Source organism: Robertkochia aurantiaca (genome assembly GCF_020166495.1).
Taxonomy (GTDB): domain Bacteria; phylum Bacteroidota; class Bacteroidia; order Flavobacteriales; family Flavobacteriaceae; genus Robertkochia; species Robertkochia aurantiaca.
Map to the genome: position 1 here is coordinate 188,055 of NZ_JAINZS010000007.1, position 21,234 is coordinate 209,288.

Genomic DNA, 21,234 nt, shown 5'->3' on the forward strand with positions numbered 1-21,234 from the left:
TATTTCTAGGAATATTAAAAAGGGTCAGTTATTCTAATAATTTAAAATATTTGAGAATCTGTCCTTGAAACCATGCAGGCGAGTTATCTGCTTAGCGCAGTGACCGTGAAAAGCCAGGTGCTGTTTGAGTCATGCTGAAAGCATGATGAGCCTGCCTTCCGGTAGGCAGGTTCAGCTGGCTTAGGGCACCAGCTATTAGAAGATCGCCGAATGGTTTAGGACTAGACTTTTTTGTTACTTTTTTTGGTAATGAAAAAAAGTAAAGGATTAAAAAGGGAAGTGTGTTTTTGGGTTTCGGTTTCAAGGTTATTGCATAAGCTTCCGACAGTTTTTAATTATACGGGTTACTTCGCTTAGCGGATACACTGCCACGGCAGGCAGGCTCACCTGCGAAGCTCAAAGGTAAATTGCGCTATGTGCTGTCTAACAGTGAAGGAAAAAACTCTATCTATAATTTATCATTTATAATTTACAATTCATCATTCCTTAATCCTTATCGAGTTTCCCGAGAATTTCCACCTTCGCCCTTTTATTGGTGACCATACTGCCTTTGGAGTCATATTTCATTTCGATGGATTTGACCTTTTCGTCTTTTTTACCGGGTACCTGGAACGGTACGGTGGCCATGCCTTTACTAAGTAATCCCGCGGTGGGTTCGAAGGTTTTGCTCTCTCCGCCTTCCATATTGATAGTGACCTCTCTGATCTGAACAGCGCCTTGAATGCATTTGATCTTGATCCAGTTGGCAGATCGTTCGTTACCCGTGAGACTGACCTTGTCGGTTTCCGCTTTGAACGCCACACTTTTTTCAGCCAGTTTTTTCCAGTTTCCATCTTGTGCCTGTACTGCAGGAACTGCTAACAGGAATAGCAGCAGCATACTAAATAGTTTCATGAATCTTATGTGTTAAAATTTAAATTAACACTAATTTACTGAATGTCAGGTAATTATCATAACATGAATTCAGAAAGAATCAGACGCATGATCGTTCTGTATTTGATCTCATTCAGGATTATATTGTACGATCTGTACCGGGGGTGGCCAGGAATGGGGAGCCTGCTTAGTGGTGAGCAGGTTAAAGGATGAGGTGGCACCTCCGAAATGCTCAGAGGGTACTTCGAATACCACGGTGCTGATGCCGTGGTAGCGTATTGCATAGCTGCACATCACACAGGGTTCCTTGGTGGTTACCAGAACAGCCCCCTTGAGGTCTTTGCCCACCACGCTGACCGCTTCCCTGATCGCTTCTATTTCGGCATGAGCCGTAATATCCTTTTTTCTGAGTGTGGCTTCTTCTCCCTTTGCGATGATGTTATCATTTCTTATGATCACGCAGCCCGCGGCTACTTCGCCGGCTGCAGCGGCTTTTCTTGCCAGTTTTTGGGCTTCTGATAAATAGGATTGGTAGTTATGGTGGTTCATAAGGTTCAACTTCTTCTTTAATTTAAGATTTTTTCACGACAGTCTCCAAGACTTTAAAATCAATTGGTTTTAATCTTAATTATCATGAATTATTCTATTACTTTTTTCCATTGATGAAAAAAGTAACAAAAAAATCTAGCCTTCGCTTCTCGGTGATCCGCTTTCCGCTTGAACCCTAAATTAAAAGAACTCGCCCGCTGAGCGGTCTCAAACAGCTTTTAATTTTTTACGGGTTACTTCGCTTAGTGGATGCCTCACCTACGAAGCGAAAAGGCAAATTACGGCACGTACTTATTAGCGGTGAAGAACAATCGACCATTTACAATTTATAATTTACCATTTATCCTTATTTGAGCTGCTCGATTTTACTGGAAATGCTACAGTAGGTCATTTCAGAACTAATTATATTTTTAAAAAAGGTCCATGAAACCATGCAGGCGAGTTATCTGCTTAGCGTAGTGACCTGTCGCAGTGTTAAATGAAATGTATTTTGCTACTTGAGTTAGGGTGAGGACTTTTCCAGTGGGGAGAATAAATAGAGAGTAGAGATTGAACTTCCCGATTTCTATCGGGAGGAAAAGGTTTCTTGAATTCGTTTTTCAAATGAGATTTAGTAGAAAGGATTGGCTTTTCAAGAAATTAGTTCTGTTCATTTTTTTCTTGATAAAAAAACGAACCAATCCCGAAACGTCGGGACAAGACTGTCTGTAGCATTTCTGAAAATCTACGGCACCCTCCGCCACGGGATAAAAAGAACTCACCTTCTTCGAAGGTTCAAACAGCTTTTTATCCTAAGGCCACCCCTGCTGCCTCGATTTTGCTGGAAATACTACAGAAGGTCGGGTGCTTTCAAAATGTCTATTGAGGTAATTTCACAAAGTGGGTCCTGGCTTGCGGAGCCTCACGGCGCTATAGGCTAAGTTCTGTTTTCCTGTGGGCAAATAATCTAACATCTACAATCTATAATCTACAATTTATCCTTTACCATTCACCATTCATCATTATTTAAATTTTTAGGAAAAACCCGTGATTGTATAGTGGTGTTGTTCATTTGAAATGGGGTAAATAAAAACCGGCGGAAGCTTTTTATAAGACTTCCGCCGACTTATTAAATTCAGCTTATACTACCTGAGGTTCTACTTCCACTTGTGGGAAATCGATAGGGATCTGAGTGATGTTATGCAGGTAGTTCATAACGATCTTATCAGCCACTATGAGTATGGTATCTATGAGGTTCTCATCGGTATATCCTGCCGCATAGAAGGAATCAATGGTTTCTGCGGAAGGTCTTCCCTGGGTTTCGGTTACTTCTTTGGCCAGGGCCGACAGGGCGCTGAACCTCGCATCAAAAGGAGCTGTGCCTCTTCTGAGATTTAGTATCTGTTCTCCGGTAAACCCGTTAAGCTTCCCTACAGCAGTGTGTGCCGCCAAACAATAGGCACACCCATTCACCTGACTTACGGCCAGGTTGATCACTTCTTTCTCTTTGTTTGAAAGGGAGGTTTTACCCCCTTGCAGCGTCAGATAATTTCCAAGTCCGTTCTTTGAATGCGCCATTAAGGCATACAGGTTGGGTACAAATCCCAGTTTGCTTTGCAACTGATCGAAGATCTGTTGGTTGTTTTCGCTTACTTCTTCTCTTTTTGGTACATTAAAATTTCTCATGATTTAATTAATTTAAAGGATTATGAATTTAAACAGACAAGTCTGTTTATATTTATTTAAAAAAATAGCATCTCAGATATACTGTCGATATTAGGGAATTTCTTCATTTTCTCAACATTGTTAATTTATAAACAGACAAGTTTGTTTATTACTAAATATTTTATTCACTGCATTCATTTATCAGCTTTATCATACATCCCAGTCCAGCAGTAATTCTGCCATTTCGCGGGAACGTTTGATAGGAAGGTCACTTTTAAAAAGGGCGCTTTCCATCAGGGAAGCTTCGTAGAGCAGATAGATCTTATCGCTGATCGCGTCGAGCTCGTGTACCTCCAGGTTCTCATCTATAAGCCTTCTCAGGTATAGTCGAAACCGGTTTTTCTGGCTGACGATCTCTTCGCGCATCATTTCATCATCTACCGGGATTTCTGCCAGGGTGTTGAGCGACCAGCATCCCCTGAAGTTTTCACCGTGAAAGATACGTTCAATAAAATCGAAGATCCCCAGCACCCGATCTCTTCCCGGCTCTTTCTCATCGAGGAAAGCTTTCAGGTTTTCCATCATCTGCTGATCCATTCGCTGCAGGTAGGCTACCCCCAGCTCCTCTTTCGACCGGAAATTCTGGTACATACTCGCTTTTGCCACTCCTGACTCTTCCAGGATCTGGTTGATACCGGTACGGTTGAATCCCTGTTTGTAGAACAGATCGCTGGCGGTTTCAATAAGTCGTTCTTTAACGGTTTTTGTTCTCATAACGATGGTTTAGACGTAAAGATACTTATGAACATACAAGTTTGTATGTTAAAGTTTTTATAAGGGTTGTTTTGGAGAGTAGAGAATAGGGAATAGGGAATAGGGAATAGGGAATAGAGAATAGAGAGTGGAGAATAGGGGGTATTATTGTTAAAAGGGTTATTCTGCTTTGTATAAGGATTAGCTTATTACTTTTTATGGGATTTATGTTAGGGAATTGGCTTTTCATGAATCTATTTGTTCATTTTCTTTGCTGGTCCAACCCCGAAGGGCTCACGAACACTTTAAGAAATATTGAAGCTGTGAGTAAAGAAAACGAACCAAAAGAAAGGACCTTCGCCCAGACTCCTCAGCCATCCACTATTTGTTCATCACCTAAACTAAATGAACTCGGCTTTCAGCCTCAGACAGCATTTAGTTTTACGGTGATTTCACAAAGTGAATCCTGGCTTACGGAGCCTCAATGCGCCTAGCGCTACGTTCTGTTTACCTGAAGAAAAATCATCTAACATCTATAATCTATAATCTATAATTTATCATTAATCCCTGCTGCCTCGATTTTACTAGAAATACTAGAGTAGGTAATTTCAGTACAAATTATATTTTTAAAAAAGGTCCTTGAAACCATGCAGGCGAGTTATCTGCTTAGCGCAGTGACCGGGAAAAGGCCAGGTGCTGTTTGAGTCATGCTGAAGGCATGATGAGCCTGCCTTCCGGTAGGCAGGTTCAGCTGGCTTCGGTCACAAGCTAATAGCAGATCGCCGAATGGTTTAGGACTAGACTTTTTTGTTACTTTTTTTGGTAATGAAAAAAAGTAAAGGATTAAATAGAGAAGTGTGTTTTTGGGTTTCGGTTTCAAGGTTATTGCATTGGTTGGGACCAGCTTTTAATTTTACGGGTTACTTCGCTTAGTGGATACCTCACCTGCGAAGCTAAAAGGCAAATTACGTTACGTTCTATTTGACGATTGAGAGCAATCTACCATCTACAATTTTTACCATTTATCATTATTATAGCTGCGTGATTTTGCTGGAAATACTACAGAAGGTGGGTTGCTTCCATAATTGTCTAGTGAGGTAATTTCACAAAGTGGATCCTGGCTTGCAGAGCCGAAGGGCACCTGAGGCAACGTCCTATTTAACAGTAAAAAATACCCTATAATTTATCATTCACAATTCACCATTCACCATTCTTATAATCCGGTCTTTCCGGGTATGAGAAGATCTATTAATAAAACGGATAGATCACCGGAATAAGCAAACTGGCTAAAATGAGGAAGATAAGGTTAAGGGGTGCTCCCACCCGGGCGAAATCCCTGAACTGAAAACTCCCGGCACTATAGATCATGGTATTGGTCTGATAACCGATCGGAGTAAGAAATGAGGCACTACCCGCGAAGGCGATTGTAAGTAAGATGGGCATAACATTAACGCCCATGCTTTCAGCTACCGAAAATGCGATGGGTACCATCAGGGCTGCCGATGCATTATTGCTTACCAGTTCTGTGAGCAGGGAAGTAGTCAGGTAGAAGACCGCCACGATGATCATGGGTGCGGCGCTCTCACTCATGGAACCGATTAACAGGTTACCGATTTGATCAGAAAGTCCGCTGCTTCCCATGGCTTCTCCCAGAGACAGGGAACCGGCCAGCAGGAAAATCACTTTCCAGTCGATCGCCTGGTAGGCTTCCCGGATCTCCATAACACCCAAAAAACACAGCAGTACCACGGCACCGAAGGCTGCGATCACGATAGGTACCAGTCCGGTAGAAGCCAGGATGATCACCGCGGCTATACAGGAAAGAACGATGGTCAGATTTTTTTTGTTGAGCTTCTTCACCTCTCTGACCCGTAAAGACAGAAAAGGGGCCTGTTGTTCATCACTGGCGTTTTTGATCAGTTCAGATCCTTCCAGGTTACTCAGTAGTACCAGCACATCCCCGGCTTTCAACTTAATACTTTCCAGATCTTTGAATTTCTTTTTCCCCCGCTGACGTATCGCGATTACCGACGAGCGGTATCGCTCCAGAAAATTGATATCCTTCAGCCGGGTATCGACCAGTTCAGAATTGGGTAAAAGTACGATCTCGTGTAACTGGGTCTCTTCTTCGGGAAACTCTTTTTCACTTTCAGATTCCCTGATCCGGATCTTTTCTTTCCGTATCATTTGACGAATGGTGGCGAGCTTTCCCTCAATGAGTAAAATATCATCTTTGTGCAGCTCCTCCTGGGTTTCGGGATCATTTTGAATCCTGCCATCCCGGTTGATGCGTTTGACCGTGATGTCTGAAGGTATCAGGTCTGCTATACACTGATTTTTTTCCTCTTCAAACAAGGCGGCTCTTAACCTTACCTCGGCCAGGAATTTCAATACGCCTTCCTGCTCCTTTAGCTCATCCTTTGAAGATCGCTCAGGTACCAGCTTCTTTCCAAAGAGCATCAAATAGATCATACCCACTGCGAAAAGAATGATGCCAAAGGGAAACATGGTGAACATTTTAAAGTCGTCGACCCCACGGTCGGCAGCCATCCCGCTTACCAACAGGTTGGTGGAGGTTCCTATCAGGGTGCAGGTACCACCGAAGATAGCAACAAATGAAAGCGGCATCAGAAACCTGGAGGGAGATTGCCCTGCCTTACGGCTGGAGGAATTGATAATGGGAATAAATGTGGCCACGATAGGGGTGTTGTTGACAAAGGCCGAGATACTGCCTACGATCCCACCCAGGCTCAGGATGGCTACAGCATATCCCTTTTCCAATAATTTGGTGATATAGGGAGAGATGTATTGGAGTACCTGGGTTTTAATGATCGCATGTGACAGTACAAACATAGCCGCCACGGTTAGTGTAGCCTGATTGGAAAATCCGGCTAACCCCTGATCTGCAGTAATCACACCTGTCAGCACCAGTACCACGATCACCCCGAGGGCAACCAGGTCAACAGGGAAATACTCTTTCAGGTAAAGAAAGAGGGTCATTAAGATCACGCCCAGCGTAATGTATGCATCTGCTCCCATGATGAAAAGCTACTGAAATAATAAAAAGGATGGAAATTATTCCGTTTAAGACAATACATCTCAGGGGATTGGCAAAGTCGGTACACCTTGTTCTATGGATGCCGCTTTTCCTGTATGGTTCAGCTGAGTGAAACCACCGCTCCCCGGTCATCTTTTTACAGAGTCTGATGTCTGCATGAATGCGTACCTGTTCTGAAAAAATTACTGTATTTATTTTACCGTCTTACGGAATTCCGTAAGGAATATAGTTTATAATCCCACATATTTGTCACCAGACTATAATCATTTAAAATATGCTTTGTTTAATGATGAATTAAACAAGGTTGGGGGGAAGAAGCCTTCGGTTCACGCCGAAGGCTTCTGTTTTTTTGGCAGGTCAGGTAGTCAGGCGGTCAAATAGTCAAGAGGTCAGATGGTCAGATAATTGGTATTTCCCTTCCTTCATGTAAGTTTAGAAGACAGGGCTTCTTGAACCACAGCAGACCTCCCTGATACGCTCCCCTTTTTAAGGGGAGCTGTATGAGCCGGCACGGCTCAGACTGAGGGGTTTTACTCATTCCATATCCCTTTTTAATAGCAATCACTAAGTCTCACTTCCACCCCCGAAACTTCGGGGCAGTGTGACACCGGGGGTTTTACTGTATACCTGCCTACCGGCAGGACCGCATAACTGCATAACCGCAGAACCGCAGAACCTTTATAAAGCTTCAGTAAAACACGACAGTGAGATCCCTCGTTTCACTCGGGATGACTCGTTCTTTTTCCGGGATAGAAGATCGATTCCGCTTTTTAATCCTTAACTCATAACCCGTAACCCGTAACCCTTAACCCTTAACCCTTAACCTTTTCCGCTACCTCTCTGGTTCATCTTTAATCCGGATAACATCATCAAAGAACCAGAATCTCCCTTTCTCATCCGTACCATGAATCACGACCCGGAAATCTCTGTAACCAAAATGGGGAAAGCTTATCTCCAGTGGGTTTTTGTTTTCCACAAACATCAGAGGATCCCAGTGCAGTAATCCGAAGTTCCGGAAAAAGGATCCGTAGACGTCGGTATAGGCGGGCATTTCATAAACTGAAGGGCGGTCGAAACCGGTCTGACTGACAACCGATTTCGATTGTGATGACGGATTTTCGGGTGTCCAGTCCTTTTTTGTAAAAATGCGAAATTCACCGCCGTCATTCCTGTTCCTGCGACGGTAATAAAGTTCATCGATGGCATCGACAGGAGTTTGCAGCACTACCGATGGATCTTTGTAATACCGGCCATCAACTATAATGGAAGGAAAAAGAAATCTTCCTCCGGAATAGCGCACATAGACCTCTCCGTCTCTCCAGGGAAGGGAGAATGCAGTGGGCTGAATGTAGGTTTTTACTATCCCGTAGCTACGTAACAATTGTTCAAGGGTGTTGTAACCCTGTAGACTGGAGTCGATCTTCCTCCCTTCATAGGCGCCCCTCAGGAAGGTGCGATAACGCAGTCGGTTGGCACTGACCTCTACTCCTTCCAGTTCAATGGCCTGGTCATTTCGAAAGATCCCCTGCTCTGACGGATCGTAATAGGTGAATGCGGGCGGTTTCGCCTTTACCTCTTTCCCTGGCCATACAAAGTCTGTTTGAGGAAAGGTTGCAAAGACGAGTGGTTGCTTCAATTTTTTGTCATCACTTCTGTAGACGTTAAAGTGAAGACGGCTGTTCCTGTATAGAGGAAGCCAACCCAGATCAAACTGCTTTTCCTGTTTCAGTTCCCGATTCAGAAAAAGCGCATTTTCATCTGATATCAAGGTCAGGGAGCTCCCCGGGAAGGCCCGGTCAAGTGTGATGCCTACCGGGAACCCATAGATATAGGAAGTCCGGTACTGGAAAAAAGCCGGATTGAAACGGTCTTCCACAAGGTAAGGGTCCGTATAAAAAGCTTCTTTGAGGCTCACAGCATTCCATCTGTTTCTGGAGAATTCCGGATATACCGCTACGCTGAAATTCCCGTTATTCCAGGCCTTTTCAGTTGGTTTAAAATGGAGGGTTATGGAATCAAGACCGCCACTGCTGCTGGTGAATCGCAAAGGGGATAGGTTTAAATCTTTTTCGAGCAGGATATCAGCAGAAGCAAGGATTTTGTTTTGGTGCAACAGTTGTACGACCAGCGGACCTGAAGGGATCTCATCAGCACCGAAGGAAAGGTTTTTAGTGCCTCGTTTCTCTTCCAGCGTGACTGAATGCTGCAGGCTGTCTGTTCTGCTCAGAACTTGAATGGTACAAGTCAACCCGGGAGATAAGCCGGAATATGATACGGAGGCTCTGAGTTCAGCAGATTGCGGTAAATATCGTAATTGAATACCGGCACCTTTGGTGAAAACCGGAGATAATTTTCTGGTGATCACGGTATCTGTGTTCCTGTATTCCAGATGGTATCGTTGCTGTGCCTCGGGGGTGAACAGCAGCAGATTCTTTTTGTCAGGCATTAACCTCCGGGAAAGGATGACTTCATCAGCCTGGTTTTTGAGGCTTACCACACAGGGTTCCTGCCTTCCGTTTCTCATAAATGAAACTTCAAGCGTGGCCGGAAATCCGCTTAATAGCCGGGGCTGCTTAAGATTAACAGTATAGGAATCTAAAGGGGTGTTGCCTGTGGTTGGACTGATAAGTGCTACCGGTTGTCTGAAAGGATTGGGTGCAGGAAGCGCGTTTGAATATTCGAAAGATGCCTCCAGCCAATAGGTGCCGGTTGCTAATGAATCCGGTAACTCAAAACTGTCTGTTGCATAGCCGTGACTGTAGTTCAGTACCCGGCTAAATACTGTTTGTCTGTTCCGGTCTGCCACCCGGAGGAAAAGATTCCGGTCCCGGGTCAGAGAACCACCTGTGAGGGGGTCCAGGGCATAAGCTTTGATTGACAGGGGTTCTCCCGGCGCCAGAATGGTTTTATTAAGATGAAGGTATACGGGCTCCCACAGACGTTCCTGGGCGTTCAGCAAAAGAGCGCAAAGTATGATGGTCCACTGGGCTATGCTTTTCACAGCGAGTTTTTCATAAAGGTAATGAATTGGTGAGATAGTGAGATAGTGGGGTAGTGAGGTGGTGAAGTGGTGAAGTGGTGAGGTGGTGAAATGGTGAGATAGTGAGGTGGTGAGGTGGTCAGATAATAATGGATATTCCCCTTCCTTCATGTAAGGTTATAAGAGAGGACTTTTTGAACCATAGCAGAACTCCCAGATACGCTCCCCTTTCTAAGGGGAGCTGTATGAGCCGGCACGGCTCAGACTGAGGGGTTTTACTCATTCCATATCCCTTTTTAATGGCAATCACTAAGTATCACTTCGACCCCCGATACTTCGGGGCAGTGTGACACCGGGGCTTTTACCGTATACCTGCCTGCAGGCAGGACCGCATAACTTTTTTAAGGGGAGCTGTATGAGCCGGCACGGCTCAGACTGAGGGGTTTTACTCATCCCGTATCTTCCCATAAAAAAACCTCCCACCAGCCGGCAGGAGGTCTTTTAAAGGTGAACCTAACACCCTGTCAAACTAATTTAAATCAATCCCATGTCTTTGGCGATGGCTACCAGGTGAATGGTGTTCTTTGCTTTGAGATATATCTTGAGTTTGTTCAGTCTTTTTTCAATACTGCTGAGGCTGGCAGGTTTGATGCCTTCGCCTTTGAATTTTTCTGAGATCTCGTCTTGTGAATAGCCGAGGGCCAACTGTTCCAGAAGGAGAATGTCGTAGTCTTCGATCTCCATCATGTCATCTCCATGAATCTTTTCTGAAATACCATCGGGATAATAGGTGTCCCCGTTCAGAACAGATTGCACGGCCTCTTTCATGAGTTGGGAGCTGTTTCTTCCCTTCATCACGTAGCCGTTTATTTGCAGGTCGTTATAAAAGCTGCGGATGCGAACAGGCCGGTCTTCAATCGAATACATCACGACTTTTGTGGGTAGATCTTCTTCCCGGATCTTCCTGACCAGTTCTGCTCCGTCTTCAATAGTTTCATTTCGGTGGTCTTCTTTGAAAGACAGGTCGGTGATAAGCAGGTCAAAGGGCTGCTTATCGATATGGGCCCGCTTCAGTTTCAGCCAGGCTTCGTCGCAGTATCTCGCCTGTACCACTTCAAAATTGAACTCTTCCTCGATCAAGCGAACGAGTCCGAGGCCAATACTGTCTATGTCTTCTGCTATGAGTACTTTTTTAATCATGTTTCGATGGTTACAGGGGGACACTGATGGTCGCTGTAAACCCTTTGCCGGGCCTGGAATCAAAACTAATACTTCCTCCAACAGATTCTATACGGTTTTCCGTATTGGCCAATCCGCCTGAATATCGCTTCCCGTTCAGAAGCGTTCCTTTTCCGTTGTCTTTGTATTCCACCAAAAGCTTTTTGCGTTCCTGTCTGAAGCTTATTATTACAAGGGATGCTTCTGCATGCTTGTGCATATTAACCATCATTTCCTGTAAAATCCTGTATAAAACAAGCTTTTTATGGTCAGACACATTTCCCATTTCAATTTGCTGTATGCCCTTGGTAAGCACATTGGTTTTTTTGCTTTGAAATTGCTGGAGCATGTCTTTAAGCGCCTGTTCATATCCTTCTTTCAGGGGTATCTGGGCATTCTGTTTTGAAATATCGCGGGTACGGCGGTAGATCGTTTCCAGACGCGTTAACAGCGGTTCCCTGTCCACTGCGGTATTCGATTCCACGTAGCTCATGGTGTGATAGACATCATTGGCCAGTTCATCGTGAATCTGTTTTGAGATCCGGTTTTCGGTACGGGAGATCTCTTCCAGTCTTTCTTTTAAATGTTTCGCTTTAACGATGCGCTGCCAGAGGAAGGTAATAATGAGCAGGGCTGCGATGACTATGGCCAGAACAAGGTTCCTGTTCTCAACACGTGCCAGCTCGAGTTCCCTTTCTGCTGCCTCCGTCTGAAGTTGCTGATTACGCTGTCGGTTCTCTTCAGCGTCGTACTGCACCTTAGCAAAGAGGTTCTGCTGCTTATTCTTTATAAAATCAAGGCTGTCTTTGAGGTCGCGATAGGCAAGTGCGTAGGTTCTGGCATCCGGGGCATTTTCGATAAGCTGACGAAGGGCGCGCAACTGCTCACGTGATTCTCCTTCCTCCCTGGCCAGTTGCAGGGCTTCTTCAGACAATTGATTGGCTTTGTTGAGATCTTTACCGGCATAATAGTCGGCCATGTGGATCTTGCTTGCGATTACACCGCTCAGGTCGTTCAGAGAGTCTCTAAGGCTCAGAGCTTTTTCGAACAGTGGGGCTATGGTATCTATCCCGGTTTTATATAGGGAGTAGGCCAGGTTATCTGTAATTCGGGCGCGTTCCATAAGGACTGCTCTGTTACTGTCTTCAAGGAGGCCGCTATTCAGGATGCTGTCAAGAATTACGATGGCCTGTTTGTAATCATCTTTTCGCATCAGGTTGACGGCCCTGTTATTTTCGATCACGGCGATTTCATAAGGAAGGGTATCGCCGGTCAGTACCCTTGCTTTCTGATACCAGTAATCTGCCTCCTCGAATTGCAATTGCTCACTGGAGGCGCGTCCGAGTCCGTTGTAAAGTTTATAACGAGTAGCATCAGGACCGCGGTCACCCAGGTATTCCAGTCCCTGAACGGCCATACGCTCTGCTGCTGCGTGTATTCCCATGTCCAGCAGCCTGATGGTGAGGTTATTGCTGAGTTTGGCTACCATGAGACTGTCGCCCATAGCTTTGTTGAGTTCTATGGCATCCAGATAAATGGCCTGCGAGGTGAAGACGTCGTTGTTTACACTGTGATAAAACCCCAGGCGCCACAGGGCATCGGCCAGTCTCAGGGAGTCCTGCCTGGCATGGGCCCAGTTCCTATATCGTTCGGCATAATAGAGCAGAGAATCCATGTTTCCCTTTTTTCGAAACAGGCGCATGCGTTGTATCAGCAGCCGGGGTTTCAGGGTATCGACATTATTCTCCTGAAGAAGTTGTGCATTGAGTTCCAATCCGGCATCATAGGCTTTCCTGGCAAGGAGGGTATCGACCTGGTCAAGCGCATTCTGAACTGTTCCGGATGAATCGGTACCTGTAACCGGCGGTTGTTCTGAACACCCCAGTACGAGTATTAGTAATAGGGAAAAGAGGCTATTTTTCATAGGTTTAAAAATAGGAGTTTTTGGTAATATGGGGATGGAGGTAAGGGGGTAATTGGGTAGGTAAACAGGTAAACAGGTAAACAGGTAAACAGGTATCCAGGTATAAAGGATACGATTAACCCGAAATTATGGATTGAAGCTCCTAAAGTTTTAAACCCAATCATGGATAAGAATCTTCAATACGAAAATATCTCAGTTTCGTTTGAAATGAACTTAGAAGTTGTAGAGGGAGATTTCTTTAAGAATCTCTGATACGCTCCCCTTATCAAGGGGAGCTGTCTGACGATATTCGTCAGACTGAGGGGTCTGCCGTTTCAGTTTGTCTTTTGCTTCCTTATCAGACCGTACCTTTCCCTGCTGTTGTCTTTAAATAGGTTTGTGATGTCATTTTTTTCAAAATGTGAGAAGCTCACTTCGACCCCCGAAACTTCGGGGCAGTGTGACAAGAGCCCATTTACTCATGTTATTCCATACCTGCATAACCGTATAACTGTATAACCGTATAACTGAGTAACCGACTAACGAATCATTAATCACATCACTTCCCTCCTTCCTGCAATTCCTGTATGCGTTGCGCGATGCGTTCTCCGATTTGAGCACCCCATTCTTGTCCGATCTGCATGGATTCAGCCATGATAGCCCCCATATTACTGGCATATTTGCTGCCTGCCGGAGTACGATAAAAGGTGATAAGTGCCTGAAGATCTGCCTCGGTCATGTATTTGCGATAGACCGGTGTGAGCATATGCAAGAGGTCGTTGATAGAGGTTTTTTTGAATTCGGCTTCCATTTCATTGATCACATGCGGTGGCAGGTTTCCCTGGCTGCGGTAATACGCCATAGATTGTGTGATGGCCGACTGAAATGCCTCTTCTGACCCGGAGACCTCGAACATGGTCTTCAGTGTTTGGGTGTAGGTGTCTTTTTCCTGGGCATAGCCGTAATTTACGGCAGCTATCAGGATCATGGTAAACAGGATTTTTTTCATGGGATGTGTTTTTACTGGTTTAGGTGTATGTTCGTTTTGTGTTATTACGCCTTATTTATTCTCATTCACCTTCATCCCGGATGCTTTTTTGGTTGAGGGGTGCTGAATAGCGGGTTAGGTCAAATATTGTGAATAAATAGCCGTCATTGCATTTTCATCTGAGTTTCTGATTGAATTCCCGTTTTATGAGATGTTTGAAGTGTCAGTTGCGGAGGCCTTTATTGGCAAGCCCGCCAGCTGGCTCCCTTTTCTGCCAACATGAAGGATCTCTAAAAAAGCTTTGTTTGTCAGCGCGCCTCCTGCCTACCAAAAATATAAGGTTTACTGAATCGTCAATTACTGCTCGGTCTTGATAAGCAACGGTAAAACCAATTCTACTTTTTGACCATCTCACCATCTCACCACTTCACTACCTCACCATCTAACCATCTCACTTCCCTACTGTCCTCCGATCGCCTCTCTTCTGTTCTCTTTCCTATAAAAAAGTCCCGGGTCGAAAATACGGCTCAGGTGTTCATCTAATGCAATGAGAATGCGCTGGCGCGACGGACGGGTTCTGAACTGGTTGCGGTTTTTGCGTACCACGACTTCGCTGAGAAGATACCTGCCGGACTGGCTGTCACGGTCATTGCCTTTTAGCCGGGTTTCTTGTGTGGAGTTCTCTCCCAGGTCATTATTGACCAGGTCAAAACTGATATCGCTAATGGTGACCTTGTATCCCTCTTCCTTGATCTCGACCTCGATCTGTGAAATAAAATCCAGCATACACCCACGACGGTTATTGATCTTTACCTGGGGGGCGGGTCCTGAAAACCCTTCCGAAGAAAGCGTTAGCTGAGAGGTAAAATAGATCTCATCAAAGGCTTCGGTCAACATATCCTTGATCTCTTGTTGTGTATAGGGAGCCGGGAAAGTGCGTTGCCAGATGACTTCACGATTCTGATCCAAATAGAAATTTCCGGCGGTATTGTCGGCGAACTGGGCAAGCGAGGTAAGAGAATACATGCCCAGTAACAGGAATAAGATAGGTTTCATAGGGATTGATTGGTTGCGCCCAAACCTAAAAAATTTATAAGAATTTTACTACCTTAACTGTAGTAGTACAGCGTTTTATTCGTTTAAGTGCTAAAATATTCAGACGAAAAGCTAGAATATAAGTAAAAGATTTAATAGGGGATACGGTCTTCCTTTTCGAGCCATTCCTTCATCATGTCATACCCTTCTTTACGTAATTTATTCTCCATGAGAATCTTACGGTCTTCCGGAGATTGCCCGATCTCCCTGTAGATGAATTCATCGTCAAATCCTACAGAAGCCGCATCGTTTTGAGTACAGGCATAGACCACCCTGTCGGGGCGACTCCAGTAAATAGCCCCGAGGCACATGGGGCATGGTTCGCATGATGTATACAACGTACAGCCGGAGAGATCGCCACGGTTCAGAAAATGACAGGCATCCCGTATCGCCACTATTTCTGCGTGTGCCGTTGGGTCGATGGTAGAGGTGACACGGTTGAAGCCGCGCCCTACGATTTCCCCGTTCATAACCACTATGGCGCCGAATGGTCCGCCGGAATTATTATGCATTCCCTTCCTGGCCAGATCGATGGCTTCTTTCATAAAACGTTCGTCATCAGAGTTACTCATTTATCGGATATTTAGGTTGGTTTGAACGCTAATTTATCATATATAACTGGAAATCAGTAAATTAAACTTAATTTATTAATTCCGGGATGCCTTTGTTCGATTTCATAATGATTCGATAAGCTTTGGTTAACACTTGCTAAATCAGACTCAGGTATTTTTGATCGATAATATCCTGCTATGAAAACGCTAATAATCCTTATTTTTTCAGGCCTCCTCCTTTGGGGATGTGAAAGTGATGATGACCTTTGTAATTGCCGGTTTTCGGCTGAGCTGAATGCCTATATTCCCGAGCCTTTCTTTCCTCAGGATGATGAGGTCAATGCTGACTTTTATACCAGAAAGCAGCTGGAAGATTTCGATGCACAATGTCGCGAGTTCTGCGAATAGAAAAGGTAAGAATTTACTTATGATATAGTAGTTTATATCGCTGTTTGCTACCATGTCTGCCTGTTCCTTACAGGATGAAATCTTCAAAAAACCGCTTTTGACCTACTAAATAGGCCGTTAGGCAACATTTACTGCTAAAATAAAAGGAGAATTCGGAATTTTACGCAATATTCTAATGTTGCACCCGAACCCTTGATCGCTGAACGACCTACATATCGTTTCCTTATAGTCTTTATGGCCTTCTTTCTCGCATGGATGCCTTTGGCAGCCCAGCAGGGAAAAATGCGGCGTGCCCAGAAAAAATTTGATCAGCAGAATTATGTACGGGCCATAGAGATGTATCGCGGGATAGCCGATAAAGGCTATGAGAGTATGGAACTCTATCAGAACCTCGGTGATGCCTGCTACTATATGAACGATATGGAGGGTGCCACCGCTGCCTATGAGCGGTACCTGGAATTGCAACCCCGTGTTGCCCCCGTGTATTACTATCGGTATGCGCAGGCTTTACAGGCCGTGAACAAGCAGGAAGCTGCGAGGGAGGCCTATTTAAAATACAGCGAGAACAATCCTGAGATCAGGGCAAAACTGGTTCGTAACAATAAGTACTACCTCGACTCAATAGAAGCGCGTTCAGGCCGTTACCAGGTGAGTAACCTGCCTCTCAATTCAGCCTATACCGATTATGCACCTGCCTGGTGGGGTGACGGACTGGTTTTCAGTTCTGCGCGGGATACCGGGTTTTTCGCTCAGAATCGTGATGTTCGTGCAGATCACTATTTTTCAGATCTGTATGTTGCCGAGGAAGCAAAAGTTACGCCTTCAAAAAAGGTAAGATTGTTTTCTGAGCATCTGAGTACGCGTTACCACGAATCTTCTGCTGCTTTTTCTGCGGAAGGAAAAGAGGTTTTTTTTACCAGAAACCGTGCAGAAGGGAAGAAGTTGCTGACCAATGAAAAAGGCGTTAGCACCCTGCAATTATTTCGTGCGCGGGGCGGGTCAAACGAAGACTGGGGAATAGCGGAAACCTTACCGGTCAACCATGAAGACTGGTCATCTGCCCACCCGGCGGTGAGTCCGGACGGGAAGTGGTTATACTTCGCAAGCGACCGGCCCGGCGGAATGGGAAATTCTGACCTGTATCGCATGGCCCTGATGCCGGAGGGTGGATACGGGGAGCCGGAAAATCTGGGGCCCTCGATCAATACCGAAGGAAAAGAAACCTTTCCTTTCATCGCGGCAGATGGCACGCTTTATTTTGCCAGCGACGGCAGACCCGGCCTTGGAGGGCTTGATGTTTTCAGAGCGCGGTTTCATGAAGACGGCACTGTGACAGTCACCAATATGGGACGTCCGGTGAATAGTGAAAGAGACGATTTCAGCCTGATCATAGATGCGGAAGCACGATCAGGCTTTTTGGCTTCCAATCGCTCCGGAGGGAAGGGAAGCGATGACATATATGCCTTCGATGCCGTGAAATGTGAACGTACTCTAAGGGGAAGGATCACCGATCTGTATGAAGGCTTTCCTCTTGAAGGGGTCAAAGTATACCTGAAAGGTGATGGTCAGCTTATAGATTCGGTTATCACCGATAAAACCGGACGGTATATTTTCCCGAAGGCTGATTGCTTTTTCAAGCTTTCCCTGGAAGCAAATTTACCTAAATACCGATCGGTATCTGTGCCTGCTGAAACAGGAGAAGTGTTTGATCTTGCCCTGCAGCCCGAAGAAACCAGGCTGGAGCGTGACCTGATGAATCTTACCGATCTCGAAGCGGTATATTTTGACTTTGACAGCTCCCGTCTTCGTGAAGAGGCCTTTGAGGAACTGGATCGTATAGCTGCCTTTATGCAGGAGCATGAAGAGGTGAAACTTCATATTGCCTCACATACCGATAAGCGCGGTAGTGCAGCGTATAACCAGAAACTGTCAGAGCGAAGAGCCGCTTCAACAGCTCAGTACCTGCTTGAAAAGGGTATTGATGCAGACCGGCTGATCGCCAAAGGTTACGGAGAATCCCAGGCAGAAGCCCGTTGTGCTGACAGTGCTTGTCCGCGTGAGGTGCATCAACAGTACCGTCGTTCAGAATTCGAACTGATTCTGCCAGATACGGCGATTCGGGAATAGGAGTTTGAGAACAGCGAATTGAGAGAGCACACCTTTCCTTTATGAGTTGACGGAAGGGGGCGTTATAATTCTTAGATAAATTAATCAATAATAAACAGATCCCTCGCCCTTTTCAGGAATCGGGATGACCATACTTCCAGTTGATGTTCCGGGAAATCATACCCTTTACTCCTAACCCATAACCGCATCCCCGTATCCCCGTGCCACTTCGACCCCCGCTACTTCGGGGCAGTGTGACAAAACTCGTATTTTCGCATAACCCCATATCCGCATCCCCGCATCCCCGTATCCCCGTATCCCCGCATCACTTCAACCCCTAAAACCTGCATTTCGTCTACTAGGGTCTGTTTTTACCTGTAATTCTTCTGAATTTTAATGTTGTAATTATCTCACAGAAAATGAAAAGCTTTCCAACTCTTATGCTGCTGCTACCGGTGCTTTTAACCGGTATTTGCTCTCTTGAAGCCCAGGAAGCCAGAATGAACCGTGCTGCCGAATACATGAGCGACAATAATTTTTATGAAGCGATCAGGACATATGAGAGGCTTTATGATAAAGGGTATGATGATCCGGAATTGTTGAGAAATACGGCTTTTTCTCATTACCAGCTTAACAATATGGAGGAGGCAGCACTTTGGTATGACCGCCTGCAGGATACCGTAAGTCTTGAGCCCCAGGAACTGCATCGCTTTGCCCACAGCCTGATGGGTGCCGGGAAAGAAGAGGAGGCTGTCAGCATTTTTAAAGAATACAGCACCCGTAGTGATCTTCCAAGTGCCCGGCTTATCAGGGAACAACCCGACTGGCTGGATGAGATCAGAGAACGGTCAGATCGCTACCGGGTGGCGCGTTTGAAGATGAATACCGATAAGGCCTATTTCGCTCCGGCCCTTATACCTGACACCATCGTGTTTACGGCCGCGAGCGACACCAGTGGTATGGGGAAACTTTTTGACGTTTGGACCCGCGACGGTTTTTATGATCTGTATGCCCTACCGGTTTCAGCGACAGCCGATCCCGAAGCTGTTACCAGCTTTTCGCCGGTTCTGAATTCTGTGTTTCACGAGGCCACGGCGAGCTTTACAGCTGATGGGAATACCGTTTATTTCACCCGCAACAATGCAGCCGGGAAACAGATTCGACGTAATGATGCAGGCGGCAGCACCCTGCAGCTGTTTCGCGCCAGGCGTTTGCCGGGTGGCAATTGGTCTGAGCCGGAGCCCCTTCCTTTTAACAGTGATGAATATTCGGTAGCACATCCGGCCGTTTCTCCCGATGGCAGCATGCTTTATTTTGCTTCTGATATGACGGGCGGATCGGGAGAGTCTGATATTTACCGGGTGGTCGTAAGAGCTGATGGAAGCTTTGGAGCGCCTGAGAATTTGGGTGAGCCTGTCAACACCGATGAAAAAGAAACCTTTCCTTATATCAGTCAGAGCGGTGACCTGTATTTCGCTTCCGAGGGTCATCCGGGTTTTGGCGGACTTGATATTTTCAGGGTGCTGTATGCTGCCGATGGAAGTATTTACCGCTTGCAGAACATGGGAGCTCCGGTGAATTCCAATAAAGATGACTTTGGGATCGTACTTGACGCTACCGGGCAGGGAGGATATTTCAGTTCTGATCGTGATGGAGGTCCCGGGGGAGATGATATCTTCAGGTTTGACAAACTGTTATGTTCACGAACCATTGCCGGTAGTCTTACCGACGCCCGCAGCGGGGAACCGGTGGGCGGAGCACAGATAACATTGTTTAAAGTAAGAGACAGTTCAAGGGTAGCGAGGGAACAATCGCTGGGTAACGGCGCTTACTTCTTTGAAGACACCGATTGTTATACCGACTACAGCCTCAGGGTGGAGGCCCCGGGTTATGAGTCCCTGGAACTGCGACTTCAGGAAGGGGACCAGGCAGATTATGCGCTTTCGTTAAAGCCGCTGTTCGAAGCGCCCGAAGCAGACCTGGCAGAGCTGCTGGATCTTGAAGCGGTATATTTCGACCTGAACAGCTCTTTCCTGAGGGAAGAAGCCTATGCCGATCTGGACAAGGTTGTTGCCTTTATGAAAGATCACCCTGAAGCTGAGTTGCAGGTCTATGCTTATACCGATACCACAGGTACAGCGGAGTATAATCAATGGCTGTCTGAGAGACGTGCAAGGCGTACCGCAGATTACCTGGTTGAAAATGGTGTGGCCGAAGACCGCCTTCACGTGGCCGGAAAAGGGGAATGGAATCCGCCGGCAGATTGTGAGGGAGCTGACTGCGAGAAGCCGGATTCCTTTTACAGAAGAACGGAGTTTAAGCTGGTCAGATAGTCATGTAGTCAGACGGTCAAACAGTCAGGCGGTCAAACGGAGAGATGGTCAGGTGGTGAAGTAGTGAGATAGTAAAGAAGTCGGGTGGAAAGGTGGTCAGATGGATTTTAATAAGTGTTAGGTGTAATTTTTGGCTCAGGTTCCCTATTCTTTAATGGGCTTTCCCATACAAGAGGTATTTCCTACGACATTTTGTGAATATGTTGTCCTTCCCCTTCCGGGGGAAGGTGGCAGCTCTTCAGAGCTGACGGCAAGGGGGCGTTTTACTTCAAGGAAAGGAAGGAGGAGCAGAAGGGATTTCTGATTAGCAGTCAATTTATCGTATCAACTCAAATAGAAATACCGTTCACTGATAGCTGTCCCGATAGCTACAATCTCATCCCGTAACTCCACTTCGAGCTGCGATCCTTCGGGGCAGTGTGACAATTGTGCGTTTGCCGTATCCCTGTATCCCTGTATAACCGTATAACTTTCTATGGTGAGGTAGTGAAAGAGTTAGATGCTGTCAACCGGGTTCCGTCATCCAGAGCGTAGCGAAGGATCTTACTGTCGATTAGTACTATATTCAAAGGGTTTAGAGTACACAATAAGCAGATTCTTTATATAAGTGACGAGGTCTCCTTCTCTCTTTATGGACGTGTAGTCTCACTTCAACCCCCGATGCTTCGGGGCAGTGTGACAATTGTATGTCATCGCATCTTCTTACAACTTCAACCCCGATCCCTTGAGGCAGTGTGACAAAACCCGTATTCTTGCATAACTGCATAACTGCATA

At 45.8% G+C, this 21,234-nt stretch carries 14 protein-coding genes; 3 read left to right on the forward strand and 11 right to left on the reverse strand.

Going from position 1 to position 21,234, the window contains the following annotated elements; genetic code table 11:
- Positions 1-486: 486 nt before the first annotated feature.
- The 11 genes from K7R10_RS14365 to K7R10_RS14415 form a co-directional block, all read right to left on the reverse strand.
- Positions 487-894: a DUF2541 family protein gene (locus K7R10_RS14365; RefSeq protein WP_224485425.1), complete on the reverse strand. Its 408-nt coding sequence runs from the start codon at positions 892-894 to the stop codon at positions 487-489.
- A 108-nt stretch (positions 895-1,002) separates the two neighbouring features.
- Positions 1,003-1,422 (reverse strand): nucleoside deaminase, encoded by a 420-nt coding sequence (locus K7R10_RS14370; protein WP_224485426.1) that lies wholly within the window; start codon positions 1,420-1,422, stop codon positions 1,003-1,005.
- Between the two features lie 1,119 nt (positions 1,423-2,541).
- Positions 2,542-3,087 (reverse strand): carboxymuconolactone decarboxylase family protein, encoded by a 546-nt coding sequence (locus tag K7R10_RS14375; protein WP_224485427.1) that lies wholly within the window; start codon positions 3,085-3,087, stop codon positions 2,542-2,544.
- 189 nt (positions 3,088-3,276) lie between these two features.
- On the reverse strand, positions 3,277-3,840 hold the full coding sequence (locus K7R10_RS14380) for a TetR/AcrR family transcriptional regulator (RefSeq protein WP_224485428.1): 564 nt from the start codon (positions 3,838-3,840) through the stop codon (positions 3,277-3,279).
- Positions 3,841-5,067: 1,227 nt separating this feature from the next.
- Positions 5,068-6,858 (reverse strand): SLC13 family permease, encoded by a 1,791-nt coding sequence (locus K7R10_RS14385; RefSeq protein ID WP_224485429.1) that lies wholly within the window; start codon positions 6,856-6,858, stop codon positions 5,068-5,070.
- 851 nt (positions 6,859-7,709) lie between these two features.
- Positions 7,710-10,028, reverse strand: coding sequence for a hypothetical protein (locus K7R10_RS14390; protein WP_224485430.1), 2,319 nt, complete (start codon positions 10,026-10,028; stop codon positions 7,710-7,712).
- A 363-nt stretch (positions 10,029-10,391) separates the two neighbouring features.
- On the reverse strand, positions 10,392-11,057 hold the full coding sequence (locus tag K7R10_RS14395) for a DNA-binding response regulator (RefSeq protein WP_224485431.1): 666 nt from the start codon (positions 11,055-11,057) through the stop codon (positions 10,392-10,394).
- A gap of 10 nt (positions 11,058-11,067) precedes the next feature.
- Positions 11,068-12,999 carry an ATP-binding protein gene (locus tag K7R10_RS14400; RefSeq protein WP_224485432.1) on the reverse strand — a complete coding sequence of 644 codons (1,932 nt, stop codon included), beginning with the start codon at positions 12,997-12,999 and terminating at the stop codon, positions 11,068-11,070.
- A 538-nt stretch (positions 13,000-13,537) separates the two neighbouring features.
- A complete protein-coding gene (locus K7R10_RS14405; RefSeq protein WP_224485433.1) occupies positions 13,538-13,987 on the reverse strand; it encodes a DUF2059 domain-containing protein in 450 nt (149 codons plus the stop codon).
- A 438-nt stretch (positions 13,988-14,425) separates the two neighbouring features.
- On the reverse strand, positions 14,426-15,022 hold the full coding sequence (locus K7R10_RS14410) for a hypothetical protein (RefSeq protein ID WP_224485434.1): 597 nt from the start codon (positions 15,020-15,022) through the stop codon (positions 14,426-14,428).
- A 131-nt stretch (positions 15,023-15,153) separates the two neighbouring features.
- Positions 15,154-15,633, reverse strand: coding sequence for a nucleoside deaminase (locus K7R10_RS14415; RefSeq protein ID WP_224485435.1), 480 nt, complete (start codon positions 15,631-15,633; stop codon positions 15,154-15,156).
- A 177-nt stretch (positions 15,634-15,810) separates the two neighbouring features.
- Here K7R10_RS14415 and K7R10_RS14420 point away from each other — a divergent pair, with 177 nt between their 5' ends.
- The 3 genes from K7R10_RS14420 to K7R10_RS14430 all read left to right on the forward strand — a co-directional run bounded on the left by K7R10_RS14420 (position 15,811) and on the right by K7R10_RS14430 (position 20,459).
- Positions 15,811-16,020, forward strand: a complete 210-nt coding sequence (locus tag K7R10_RS14420) for a hypothetical protein (protein WP_224485436.1) — start codon at positions 15,811-15,813, stop codon at positions 16,018-16,020.
- Positions 16,021-16,212: 192 nt separating this feature from the next.
- The gene (locus K7R10_RS14425; RefSeq protein WP_224485437.1) at positions 16,213-18,147 is read left to right on the forward strand and encodes an OmpA family protein; all 1,935 of its coding nucleotides are present in this window, start codon (positions 16,213-16,215) and stop codon (positions 18,145-18,147) included.
- 398 nt (positions 18,148-18,545) lie between these two features.
- Entirely contained in the window at positions 18,546-20,459 is a 1,914-nt protein-coding gene (locus K7R10_RS14430) for an OmpA family protein (protein WP_224485438.1), read from the forward strand.
- The last annotated feature ends 775 nt before the right edge of the window (positions 20,460-21,234 follow it).